Below are 12,452 nucleotides of genomic sequence, written 5' to 3' on the forward strand. Positions count from 1 at the left end.
CATACCTATGGCAAAATTATTGATAATTGACGATGAAAGAGCAATAAGAAATACACTTCGTGAAATTTTAGAATACGAAAATTACGAAGTTGAAGATATTGATAATGGCATCGAAGGATTAGAGCTAATTAAGAAGAAAAAATTTGACCTTGTACTATGCGATATTAAAATGAATCGTATGGATGGTATGGAAGTATTGGAACAGGCATTAGCTTACAGTCCTGATCTTCCCTTTATCATGATATCAGGTCATGGCACCGTAGAAACGGCTATTGAAGCCAGTAAAAAAGGTGCATTTGACTTCATCTCTAAACCACCAGACTTAAACCGTTTACTGATTACTGTAAGAAATGCACTCGATCGTGGAACCTTAGTTACAGAAACCAAAGTTTTAAAGAGAAAAGTAAGTAAAACAAGAGACATTCTTGGCAGTTCTGAAAACATTAATAAAATAAAAGAAACCATTGAGCGTGTAGCTCCTACTGAAGCAAGAGTATTAATCACTGGTGCAAATGGTAGTGGTAAGGAATTGGTTGCACGTTGGTTGCATGAAAAATCTCAACGTGCTGAAAGTCCACTTATTGAGGTAAACTGTGCCGCAATCCCATCTGAATTAATTGAAAGTGAATTATTTGGACATGAGAAAGGCTCCTTTACTTCTGCTGTAAAACAACGTATCGGAAAGTTTGAACTTGCTAATGGCGGTACTTTATTTTTGGATGAAATTGGTGATATGAGCTTATCCGCACAGGCAAAAGTATTGCGTGCTCTGCAAGAGCATAAAATTACCCGTGTAGGAGGTGAAAAGGAACTAGAAGTAAATGTTAGAGTTCTTGCTGCTACTAATAAAGACCTATTGAAAGAAATTGAAGCTGGTAATTTCCGTATGGACTTATATCACCGCTTAAATGTAATAAACATCCACGTTCCACATTTGACAGAACGCACTGAAGATATCCCCGAAATTGCACTAAACTTTCTTGAAGAAATTTGCCGTGATTATGGCATGCCTGTTAAAAAGATTAGTGATACAGCGATGTGTGCACTACAGGAATTACCTTGGACAGGAAATGTAAGGGAATTACATAATATGATTGAACGTTTAATTATTTTAAGTGATAAAACGATTACAGAAAATGACGTAATATCTTTTGCTAATCCAGGTGGTGGCACTAATATAGGGACTGCGATTTCAAGTAACGGACATGCCGGAACTAGTTCTAGTTCTGCAATTGATTATGAGAAATTCAATAATTTCCAAGATTATAAAGACCATGCTGAAAAAGAGTTTATCAAATTTAAGCTGGAAAAAAATAACTGGAATGTTTCTAAAACGGCTGATGATATTGAAATTCAACGAAGCCATTTATATAGTAAAATAGAAAAATTCGGTTTGAAAAGAGCTGTAGAATAATAAGGTAAACTTAAAAAAAAACGTCTCATAATTAAATTATGAGACGTTTTTTTTAAGCGTCAAACTTATCCAGAAGTTTGATTAGCGTAGCAAAGTCCTTAGGATAAGGGGCCTCGATTACAATATCTTTGCCATCCATTCCTTTAAAAATCACATGCCTGGCATGTAATGCAAAACGTTTCAAGATCGGTTGTTCTTCTTCATCCTTAGATAAACGATAACCCTTTTTCAAACTGGATAGAAATACTGGTTTACCTCTATACATATCGTCACCAGCGATTGCTGCACGTTGAGTAGCCAGATGGATTCTAATTTGATGCATTCGCCCTGTAATGGGTTTGCACTCAACCAAAGTATAATGCCTGTAATGTTTTATGGTATTAAAAATAGTTTCAGCACGTTTGCCCTCTTTTCGGTCTATCGTAACACTTTTATTTCCATCATTTAAAATCGGCAGATCAATAAACAAGTCCTTAAAGGTAAATTGTCCATCAATTACTGCGTGATAAGTTTTATCAACTTTACGTTTCTCAAACTGTATGGAAACTGAGCGATAAGCTTCAGGTGTTTTAGCAATAATAATTGCTCCCGAAGTTTCTTTATCCAAACGATGACACACTTGTGCATCTGGAGAATATTGCTTGGCTAAACGAAGAATGTTGACTTCACCTGAACCACCTCGTTCATCCAATGATGCTACAAATGGTGGTTTATTAACTACGATATAATCATCGTTTTCGAATAGTATAAGATCTTTAAAGGACGGATATTTCAATATGTTAAAAATTTCTTAGCTGCAAAAGTACTAAGAAAGTTCGAATTTATAGCCCACTCCTTTAACAGTAGCCACATAAGTTTCACCTAATTTCTCACGAAGCTTACGGATATGTACATCAATTGTCCGGTTAGTTACCACTACCGAGTCTTCCCAAATGTTCTTTAGAATAGACTCTCTTGTGTATACTTTACCTGGTTTAGAAGCAAGTAAATATAATAGCTCAAATTCCTTTTTAGCTAAAACAACTTTCTGTCCGCCTTGATAAACCAGGTAAGCCTCCCTATCAATAACTAAATCACCAATCTCTACTTTATTATCCGAAACCTCGTCTGCGCTTGAATTCCTTCTTAATATCGCGTTAATACGACTGACCAATGCACGTGGCTTAATTGGTTTAGCGATATAATCATCGGCACCTACGTTAAAACCAGCAATTTCAGAATACTCCTCACTGCGGGCAGTAAGAAATACCATAAATGTATTCTTAAACTCAGGAATAGCACGCATTAATCTGCAGGCCTCTATTCCGTCCATTTTTGGCATCATTATGTCCAGAATAATCAAATCCGGATGCACCTTTTTAGCAATATTAATACCTTCCAGCCCATTTCCCGCCAGATAAACCTGATACCCCTCTTTCTTCAAATTATACTCAATCAGCTCTAAAATATCTGGTTCATCATCTACAATAAGTATCTTCTGTTTTACGGTGCTCATAGTTTTAATTATTTGTTACGAAATTAGGTAATCAATTATAACATAGCGTTAAACCTAAGTTAACAAATTGTTAATAACCACAAAGTATTAACATGAATTTAGGGTTAGCGTAAAGTCTTATTTAAAAATGCATCTAACTCTTCACCACGAAGATTCTTAGCAATAATCTTGCCTGCAGGATCTATAATAAAAGAACTTGGAATTGCTTCAATAGAATATAACACAGCAGTCGGGCTATCAAAATCCTTTAAATCTCCAGCCTGTGCCCATTCCAGTTTGTCTGCTATAACTGCATTTTTCCATGCTACAGCGTCCTTATCAAGGGAGATACCCAGAATTGTGAAGTTCTTACCCTTATAAGCATGGTAAGCTTTAACTACATTAGGATTCTCCTGTCTGCAAGGCATACACCATGATGCCCAGAAATCAAGCATAACATATTTACCTTTAAAATCAGATAGTTTAATCGGTTTCCCATCTATACTGTTAATTGTAAACTCAGGAGCTGGTTGTCCGATTTGAACCGACTTAAGCTTGGCCATTTTCACCAAAAACTCAGTAACGGCCTTATTTTCATTAAAATTGCTTTTTATTTTATCTGAGTATTCCACCAATTCCTTTTCAAATTCAGAAGGATTCAGAAGGTTAGCAGCATAAAAACCGGCTAATGAAGTTGTGTTTTCTTGAACAAATTTCAGAACGGCTTTATTTAATCCATCAATTTCCTGAGTATAAGCAGGTCTCATTTTCTCCATAATGGCATCTCTCTGATCCGGATTTGCATTAACAGCCTCGTCGAACTGACTTTGTATATCAGAAATTTTCGAGATATATTGATTTTTAACCTTATTCAACTCACCTAATTTATCTGCTTCTGTTGCTCCTGAAATATTATAAGCTAATGTTTTATCAGTTAAATCAGCATCTATTTTGATTTGATCGCCATTTTGTGCAATAATCATATATTCATTATTACCAGATGCAATTCTGAAAAAATCAACCCCGGGAGTACTATACTGAAATTTAAATTCACCTTTTTCAGAGAAAACAGTAGAATCTAAAGGTAATGCCTGATCTTTTTGAATACCAAATAAATACACTTTGCTACCCGCAGCTGCATTTTTAAATTGTCCTTCAATTATAAAATTGTTCTTCTCTTTACATGCTGCAAATACTACACACAACAGCACTATATATCCTATTCTCTTTATCATATCTTCGTTATTTTAACTTTTCCTGTAACAATTCATTTATTTTCTGAGGATCAGCTTTACCTTTCGCCAGTTTCATTACTTCCCCTACAAATAGGCCCAAAACCCCTTTTTTCCCTTTTTTATAAGCTTCTACCTGAGGTTTGTATTTTGAAAGGACATCGCTTACAAAACCAGATAACTCATCTCCGTTTTCTTCAATCAACAGATTTAACTGTTTGGCTAAATCCAATACATTATCTGCCGGTGCTTTAAACAATTCAGGTAACAATTGCTGCAATGCAATCTGCTGACTGATTTTCTTATCATCCACCATATTGATCACATCAGATAATTGTTCAGGTATCACTTTAAATTCAGCTATCCCTATTTCTTGTTCGTTTAACAATGCTCTTATAGAACCTGTTAGCCAGTTTACAAGACTCTTTTTATTATTTACATAAGGAAGTGCATCATTAAAGTATCTTAACAAATCATGGTCTTCAGATAGCAAGGTTGCCTCAGAAGTGTTTACACCATAATCTACAACCAATTGTTTAGCTATTTCCTGAGGTAATGCAGGCATATCAAATTTCATTTGTGACAGCCATTCATCAGAAATATGCACTGGAGCTAAATCGGGGTCAGGAAAGTATCGGTAGTCATTTGCTTCTTCCTTACTTCTCATTGGAGCTGTAGTACCCTGATCAGCATCGAAAGTAAGTGTACTCTGAATAATATTTCCACCTGCTAAGATCAATTCTTTCTGACGGCCATATTCAAAATCAATAGCCCTGCGAACATTCCTTATACTGTTCAAGTTTTTCACTTCACAGCGAGTACCGAATTCAAGCACACCAAATTTACGGATTGAAATATTCGCGTCACAACGTAAGCTGCCTTCTTCCATATTTCCATCACTCACATCCAAATGACGAACCAGTTTTCTGATCTCTGTTAATAACAATGATGCTTCTTCTGCACTCCTGATATCAGGTTCAGTAACAATCTCAATAAGTGGAACACCAGCTCTGTTCAAGTCTACATAAGAGAATTTCTCGTCCTGATCATGTAAACTTTTACCAGCATCCTCTTCCAGGTGGATTCTATTTATACCAATGCGTTTTTCTTCACCATTACTTAAGGTTACATTGATAAAACCATTCTGACAGATCGGTTTGTTATCTTGTGTAATCTGATAGCCTTTTGGTAAATCAGCATAGAAATAATTCTTTCTATCAAAATAATTAAGCTGATTAATTGTGCAATTTAATGCTAAGCCCATTCTTACAGCTTTCGCAATTACTTCTTTATTTAACTTTGGTAAGGCACCAGGTAAGGCAACAGAAACAGCAGATATATGTTCGTTTGGCTTTGCACCAAAAGCCGCACTATCAGATGAAAATATTTTTGATTGTGTATTTAATTGTACGTGGATCTCTAAACCAGATACCAATTCGAATTCTGTTGGAGAAACTGCAGTTTTCGTACTCATTTATGGGCAGTATTTTTCTTAATTATTGATGTATTTGACATACAAACATAACTATTTATACTTTATAATAGAGGCTATGTAGTCATAATTATACCTCATATTTACATTCAAAAAATAAAGTATATTGACTTAAGTCTTGTCAACATACTTTATTTTTGGCCGCCATTACTAGAACTTCCCAGGTAGTTTAGTGGGCTTTGTATCATACACGAGATAATCTACAGTCACAAACTCGTAATCAGGATGCGGATTAGCAATTTCTATTTTCACTTTATGATCTCCCTTTGGCAGCTGATAACGCCAAAAAAGATCGGTACGGGCATGATTTGCTTTTGTTGGGAAATTAGCTCGTTCAACTTCTTTGCCATCTACATATAAAACTCCCTGTAATACATGAGGAACTGCATTAGCTTTCTTTTTATGAGCATAACCACGTATCACAAAACCGATTCCCTTCATATCAAACTCAAGTTTATCCTGAAAGACTTTAGCCAATGGTATTCTAGCTATTGGAAAATGTCCGGAAAAATTTTCTTCGAACCTAACTGCTACGGGTGCTGAATAGATAATACGAACCCGATCATTTTCAACTTTCCCACCATTTTTCTGGATATTCTTCAAAGCATGATTATATCCCATTTCGTATACTTTATTTAGTGAGATGTTAGTAAAGCTGAAGTTTCTATGTTCGGCTTTTTTAAGTGGAACAATCCATTTCTGGGGTATTTTATCATAACCTAAAACAACACCAAGTATTCCCCCGGCACTGGCTGGATTACAATCAGAATCCTGACCTGTACGTGTTGCGATTTCAAGTGTTTTGGTAAAATCTCCATTCCCATATAATAATCCAATTACAACATATGCAGCGTTTACTTTTGCATCAATATTTAAAGGATGGAAAACCATGCTTGAACAACCTATATCCTCGGCCCATTTTCGCTGTACTTCAAACCAGGTTCGTTTCCAATCGTTTGGATATAGTTTATGCCATTTTATGACATCGGCAATACATTGATAAAACTTGCTTTTTTGAGGAATAGATTTTAATGCTGTATTAACAATGTAGGAGATATCATCATTAACAAAGGCAAGGGCATACATGTTCGACATATATACACCACCATAATACCCATCTCCTGAATTCATGATATGACCAATTTTATCACTAATTGCAGAAGCTACATTAGGCATACCTGGACTCATCAATCCAATAAAATCAGATTCTATCTGAAAATCGATATCATCTGCATGTGGGTTATTTAACCAATGTCCCGCCTTACTTGCTGGTAATCCTTGCTGAATATTATAACGGCCTGCCTGATTAGCATGCCATAATTGATATTCAGAATCAGCAAGTGCTTTTGCAAATGAATCGGCAGGAGCATCCAGTCCCAAACGATCAAATACCTCAACAAAAGTCAGATCAACATATACATCATCATAAAGCCCTGGGAATACAGTCATCGCCTCGTTCACATAATCATCATGCCATTTAATAGCTTCATAATCCTGTATATAAGTTCCCTGATAAACAAACTCAGATGGCCAACCTAAAGTTACACCAATAGTTTGGCCGGCCCAACCACCTTTAATTTTATCTTTCAAAGCTGATTTGGAAAGTTTAATCTCTTTTGGCAGCATTTTCTGTGGCTTTTTTTGGGCAAAAGCAGGGCTGGTCGTACCAAATGCAATTGTTGCAATTGGTACGACAAGAAACTTAAAATACGTCATACTAATAAGGTTAAAGTTGTACTATTTGTCCTGTTTTAACGGATTCATCACAGGCAAATGCTATTTTTAAACTATTTATCGCATCATCTGTAGGATTTGTTAAATCGATATCTTCCAGAATTGCCTTTAAGAAATAGCTTTGCTCACGATTACACAATTCCTGATGATCAGGCTCATCTGTTAAATCAACCCAGCTGTCTGCTCTGCTAAATTTATCATCAGCATTCAGGTCAGCATAATGGACTTTTATTGATTCCGTTTTAGTATGAGCATCCACATTATCTGATTGTCCTGAAGCCCCGGCTTCTTTGGCTACAATTGATACAGCCCCTTTAGGTCCGATTACATCTTTAACAAAAAAGGCCGTCTCGCTCATCATTGGTCCCCAGCCTGCTTCGTACCAACCTACAGAACCATCCTCAAAACGAATTTGAAGTTGTCCATAGTTATAATTATCCACAGGAATATCATTCGTTAACCTTGCTCCTATAGCACTAACCTGCACGGGCTTAGAACGAGTCATCTGGCACATTACGTCAATATAATGCACACCACAATCTACAATAGGACTCAAGCTCTTCATCAGGTTACGATGTACTGTCCATTTTGCACCCTGACTTTGCTGATTTAAATTCATCCGCATCACCAGAGGCTTACCCATTTCAGTTGAAAGCTCTATAAATTTCTCCCAAGATGGGTGGTAGCGTAAAATATAACCAACAAGTAATTTCTTATTGTATTTTTTTGCGGCATCAGCAACACGTTGTGAGCCTTCAACAGAGTCTGCAAGTGGTTTTTCAATAAAAACATGAGCGCCATTTTCCATTGCTTTAATAGCGAAAGACTCATGCGTATCAGGATAAGTAGAGATGCAAACCGCATCAGGTTTTGTTGCAGCCAACGCATCGTTATAATCGCTGAATAATGGATAACCACCGCCTAGCTTTTCATTCAACAGTACTTTACTATTGCCTGTCGATACTATACCACATATTTCAAATCCGTCCATGTTATGATAGGCGGTAGCATGAGCTGCTCCCATGTTTCCACATCCTACTACTAAAACACGTACGGGCTTAATCATTTTAGTCATATATTCTTAATTTAATTGGTTGAATCAGTTGATTTAAGTTTATCCTTAAAAAGGATAGCAAAGGTAAGTAAAACAAATCCTGCAATATAGGCCGGCACGAGCCATACTTGCTGCCATTGATAGCTTGTTTCATCGTCAATTGTAGTTGAATAGCTTTCTGTAATAAAACCTGACACATAAGAACCAATCATCATACCTACTCCATAAGTAGCAAACGTGATTAATCCTTGTGCAGCATTCTTTATTGCAGAACCTGCTTTAGCATCTGTATAAATTTGTCCGGTCACAAAGAAAAAATCATAACAAATACCGTGTAAAATAATTCCGACATATAGCATCCACATATTAGGGCCTAGATCTCCATAAGCAAAAAGCAGATACCTCATTACCCATGCAAAAATACCAATAAGCAGCATTTTTTTAACTCCTAATCTGCGAAACAGAAATGGAATAGCCAACATAAAAAAGAATTCAGAAGCCTGTCCTAAAGTCATTTTTCCAGCTGTATTACTTACTCCAATATCATTTAAAAATGAATTGGTGAAACTGTAATAAAACGATAATGGGATGCATATCGCAATAGAAGAAATGAAAAACACAAAAAAAGACCTGTTCTTGAATAAAACAAGAGCGTCTAAACCAAGTATGGCTGTTAAACTATTGTCCGAATTAGTTTTTGGAGGTGTGTCGGGTAAAAAAAAGCTAAAAACTCCCAATAAAAATGAAGAAAAAGCTGCTATACGGAAAGTAAGCACCGAATTTTCTAATCCAAGAAGGCTAATCATCAGACCGGCGACAATCCATCCAACAGTACCAAAAACACGGATGGCCGGAAACTCTTTTCCAGGATTTTTAAGCTGGCCAAAAGAAATAGAATTCGAGAGTGCCATAGTTGGCATATACAAAAGTGTATACAACAAAATAAGCCACCAAAAGCTACCAAAATCTCCTAAAGTACTAATGTAATAAAGAGTGATTGCACCCATTAAGTGCAATACTCCTAAAACTTTTTGTGCAGCAAAAAATCTATCAGCGATCAAGCCCACAAAAAATGGAGATATAATTGCCGCAATAGATAAATTAGCATACGAGGATCCCACCTGTATAGCATCTGCTTTAAAATTTGTAAACAGGTAAGTCCCCATGGTTACATACCATGATCCCCATATAAAGTACTCCAGAAACATAAGGGAAGATAACCGCAATCTGATTGATTTATGCATAAATTTGGTTTAGTTTGATTGATCGTCATTCCAGAATTATTTGTTTGAAAAATAAATCCAGTCCAGGTTAAACATATTCCCTTTCAATCCTGGAGCAGTAAAAACAAAATATAAATTATGCATTCCCTTAGTGGCTGTCACAGGGGCTAAAAATTCTTTCCAAATCAATTTTTGGTCTGGAGAACCTGCTGCAGGCACAATAAGTGTACTCACCAAAGGACCGTCTTTACTTCCTAACCTAAGCTCAATATTTCCCCCGGTTCCATTTTGTTGTATTCTATATTTAATACGTTTAACGCCCGATAAATCAATTCCATTAAAGCTGATGTATTTTTTATCTGTCAGATTACTTATAAAAGCCATAAATTCAGTAGTACGTGTGACTATCCGAACATTTCCACTATCAAAATCATCTGCCTGAACTAAAGGATTACGCAATGAAATATTAGCCCTTCCATCTAAAGATTCTATTCCATTTGCCCCTAGATCACGATAGCTGGCATTTAAAAGATAGCTTCCTTCAATACCTTTTCCTATATGATCTTTTAAAGGAATTGCATTTTTTAATGGTAATTTCTTAGGTTTTGCAGATAGAGAAAGGATATAATTAACCATCTCTTTGGCATCCTCCTTTGCCAGGGCAGGATGAGCAGACATTGCTCTTTCACCCCAGCTACCACTTCCTCCTTCAATAATTTTTCCTGACAAAAAATTAACTGCATCCTTTTTACCTGTATAACGGGCAGAGATAGCCATGTAAGTTGGTCCAACTGATTCTTTATCCATAGAGTGACAAGCCTTACAATCAAGGTTCGCCAGCATTTGTGCTCCTTTAAGGTAACGATATGCGCCAGGATCCTGATTTCCAGCTAAAATTACTGCGACATCTTTTCCTTGTGGAATATATCCGAATGAGACTTTTACCTTACGTGGATCTATTATCTTGTCTTCCTTATCATGAACCTTTATGTTATAATCAAGAATCTGGTTATCCCAATAAAAGCTACGGTTTATAGAAGTCTGAATGGTTACTTCTGGTGGTGTATTTCCAACATGAATTTTAGTTTTCGCAGTACCCATACTTCCCTTATCATCCTTAACCATCAATTCTACATTAAAAATCCCTGTTTTCTCAAAAGTATATCTGGCGGTAGCTCCCTGAATTATTTTTCCATCTATTTTCCAGCTATAGCTCAGCTGATCATCTTTATCATAATCTTTTGATTTACTTCCAGACAGCAATACAGTATGTGGCGCAGCACCATAGACCTTATCAACTTCTATTTCAGCTACAGGCCTTCTGTTTCCTTCCTGATACTCTATACGTATTAGCCTGGCATTAGTGTTTTTAGAAAACCAGTTTGTTCCATATTCCAGCATATATATTGCACCATCTGGAGCAAACTGCATATCTGTAGGTGCAGAAAATTTAAGATGCTTTAAGAAAGGCTCCATGCTTTTGTAATTACCATTTTCATCAAAAGAAACGGCCATTATCCAACCTCTTATCCACTCGTAAATAAATAGCTTACCGCTATAATATTCAGATAATTTATATGGAGCATTGGGAAACATGTCGCTGTAATAAACAGGTCCCGCAGCAGCTGTAGCTCCACCACTACCTACCAGAGGGAAATTTTTAGAAGGAATTTTACCATACCAGATCATGGCTGGTTGTGCTGGTGGAAGTTCTTTTTCTCCAGTATTGTTAGGAGAGTTGTTAACCGGTTTTGCAGGGTCCTTTTTTTCTCCTGTCTTTTTTGTTGCAAAATCATACTTCGGGAATGCCTGATTATTTCCAAGGAAATATGGCCAGCCAAAATAACCTGGTCCTTTGGCCTGATTAATCTCATCAAAGCTCATGTATTCACCGCCTTCTCCAACAACCTTTGTATCCGGACCTACATCACCCCAATAAACGTAGCCATTTTTATGGTCTATACTAAACCGGTAAGGGTTACGAGAACCCATAGTATAAATTTCAGGAAGTCCTTTAGAGCCATCTTTCGGAAAAAGATTACCATCAGGAATTGAATAGCTACCATCTTGCTCTGGCTTAATCCTCAGAATCTTTCCTCTCAGATCGTTAGTATTTGCAGATGTAGCCTGATCATCGGATAATTCACGTCCTGGTCTTTCATCAACCGGAGTATGACCTTCAGTTTCTTCCGCATTGGTATTATCACCTGTTGATAGATAAAGGATGCCCTTAGCATCAAAGGCAAGATATCCTGCTGAATGACAACAATATTTACGTTGAGTTGGGATTTCCAATAAAACCTGCTCTGATTTAAGGTTGAGGTTTTCTCCTTTTAATTCAAACCTCGACAAGCGGCTGATAGCCTCTTCGCCGGCAACAGCATAGTAAAAATAAACCCAGTGGTTATCAGCAAATTTAGGATCAATTACAACACCTAGCAATCCATCTTCAATACCACTAAAGACACCAATATTGGCAATTGTTTTTACTTCCTTAGATTCATTATTATACAATTTAACTCCACCTTTTCTTTCAATAAAAAGAATATTCAAATTTGGTAAAATTGCCATTTCCATAGGTTCATCAAGTCCTTCTGCCAATACTATCCTGGTGTAGCGACTACTATCGGGCATTACCAGTGCCTTAGTCTTCTTGTCCTCTGATGGAGATGCTTTTATAATTGTATCAAGCAATCGACCTTCATTTTTTTTAGCGGAAATTTGACTGACCTGCCCAACATTTGTTGACTGCCGCTTTATAGCACAAGAGGCTATAAAAATAACAACAGCAAATATTAATAAATATTTTAGTTTCATTTATACTTAGTT

9 protein-coding genes are annotated in these 12,452 nt (G+C 36.5%); 1 reads left to right on the top strand and 8 read right to left on the bottom strand.

Annotation, left to right across the window (positions count from 1 at the left end; genetic code table 11):
• The first annotated feature begins 7 nt into the window (after positions 1 to 7).
• Positions 8 to 1,414: a sigma-54-dependent transcriptional regulator gene (locus tag ABDJ41_RS17010; RefSeq protein WP_349787279.1), complete on the top strand. Its 1,407-nt coding sequence runs from the start codon at positions 8 to 10 to the stop codon at positions 1,412 to 1,414.
• A gap of 52 nt (positions 1,415 to 1,466) precedes the next feature.
• Here the strand turns inward: ABDJ41_RS17010 and ABDJ41_RS17015 are convergent, their stop codons facing one another.
• The 8 genes from ABDJ41_RS17015 to ABDJ41_RS17050 form a co-directional block, all read right to left on the bottom strand.
• Positions 1,467 to 2,189, bottom strand: a complete 723-nt coding sequence (locus ABDJ41_RS17015; RefSeq protein WP_349787280.1) for an RluA family pseudouridine synthase — start codon at positions 2,187 to 2,189, stop codon at positions 1,467 to 1,469.
• A 30-nt stretch (positions 2,190 to 2,219) separates the two neighbouring features.
• Positions 2,220 to 2,909: a response regulator transcription factor gene (locus tag ABDJ41_RS17020; RefSeq protein ID WP_349787281.1), complete on the bottom strand. Its 690-nt coding sequence runs from the start codon at positions 2,907 to 2,909 to the stop codon at positions 2,220 to 2,222.
• Between the two features lie 104 nt (positions 2,910 to 3,013).
• Positions 3,014 to 4,123 carry a redoxin domain-containing protein gene (locus tag ABDJ41_RS17025; RefSeq protein ID WP_349787282.1) on the bottom strand — a complete coding sequence of 370 codons (1,110 nt, stop codon included), beginning with the start codon at positions 4,121 to 4,123 and terminating at the stop codon, positions 3,014 to 3,016.
• 7 nt (positions 4,124 to 4,130) lie between these two features.
• The gene (gene gatB, locus ABDJ41_RS17030) at positions 4,131 to 5,594 is read right to left on the bottom strand and encodes an Asp-tRNA(Asn)/Glu-tRNA(Gln) amidotransferase subunit GatB (protein WP_349787283.1); all 1,464 of its coding nucleotides are present in this window, start codon (positions 5,592 to 5,594) and stop codon (positions 4,131 to 4,133) included.
• A 168-nt stretch (positions 5,595 to 5,762) separates the two neighbouring features.
• Positions 5,763 to 7,328, bottom strand: coding sequence for an ADP-ribosylglycohydrolase family protein (locus tag ABDJ41_RS17035; protein WP_349787284.1), 1,566 nt, complete (start codon positions 7,326 to 7,328; stop codon positions 5,763 to 5,765).
• A gap of 10 nt (positions 7,329 to 7,338) precedes the next feature.
• Complete coding sequence (locus ABDJ41_RS17040; protein WP_349787285.1) at positions 7,339 to 8,421, bottom strand: Gfo/Idh/MocA family protein; 1,083 nt, start codon at positions 8,419 to 8,421, stop codon at positions 7,339 to 7,341.
• Between the two features lie 11 nt (positions 8,422 to 8,432).
• On the bottom strand, positions 8,433 to 9,644 hold the full coding sequence (locus tag ABDJ41_RS17045) for a nucleoside permease (protein WP_349787286.1): 1,212 nt from the start codon (positions 9,642 to 9,644) through the stop codon (positions 8,433 to 8,435).
• 36 nt (positions 9,645 to 9,680) lie between these two features.
• Positions 9,681 to 12,440, bottom strand: a complete 2,760-nt coding sequence (locus tag ABDJ41_RS17050) for a PQQ-dependent sugar dehydrogenase (protein WP_349787287.1) — start codon at positions 12,438 to 12,440, stop codon at positions 9,681 to 9,683.
• Positions 12,441 to 12,452: the final 12 nt, after the last annotated feature.

Origin of the sequence: Pedobacter sp. ASV1-7 (assembly GCF_040203335.1) — a bacterium.
In the GTDB taxonomy this organism is placed as follows: Bacteria; Bacteroidota; Bacteroidia; order Sphingobacteriales; family Sphingobacteriaceae; genus Pedobacter.

Coding starts and splice junctions, on each gene's coding strand:
- ABDJ41_RS17010 (WP_349787279.1), top strand. CDS start 8: ATGGCAAAATTATTGATAATTGACGATGAAAGAGCAATAAGAAATACA.
- ABDJ41_RS17020 (WP_349787281.1), bottom strand. CDS start 2,909: ATGAGCACCGTAAAACAGAAGATACTTATTGTAGATGATGAACCAGAT.
- ABDJ41_RS17025 (WP_349787282.1), bottom strand. CDS start 4,123: ATGATAAAGAGAATAGGATATATAGTGCTGTTGTGTGTAGTATTTGCA.
- gatB (WP_349787283.1), bottom strand. CDS start 5,594: ATGAGTACGAAAACTGCAGTTTCTCCAACAGAATTCGAATTGGTATCT.
- ABDJ41_RS17035 (WP_349787284.1), bottom strand. CDS start 7,328: ATGACGTATTTTAAGTTTCTTGTCGTACCAATTGCAACAATTGCATTT.
- ABDJ41_RS17040 (WP_349787285.1), bottom strand. CDS start 8,421: ATGACTAAAATGATTAAGCCCGTACGTGTTTTAGTAGTAGGATGTGGA.
- ABDJ41_RS17045 (WP_349787286.1), bottom strand. CDS start 9,644: ATGCATAAATCAATCAGATTGCGGTTATCTTCCCTTATGTTTCTGGAG.
- ABDJ41_RS17050 (WP_349787287.1), bottom strand. CDS start 12,440: ATGAAACTAAAATATTTATTAATATTTGCTGTTGTTATTTTTATAGCC.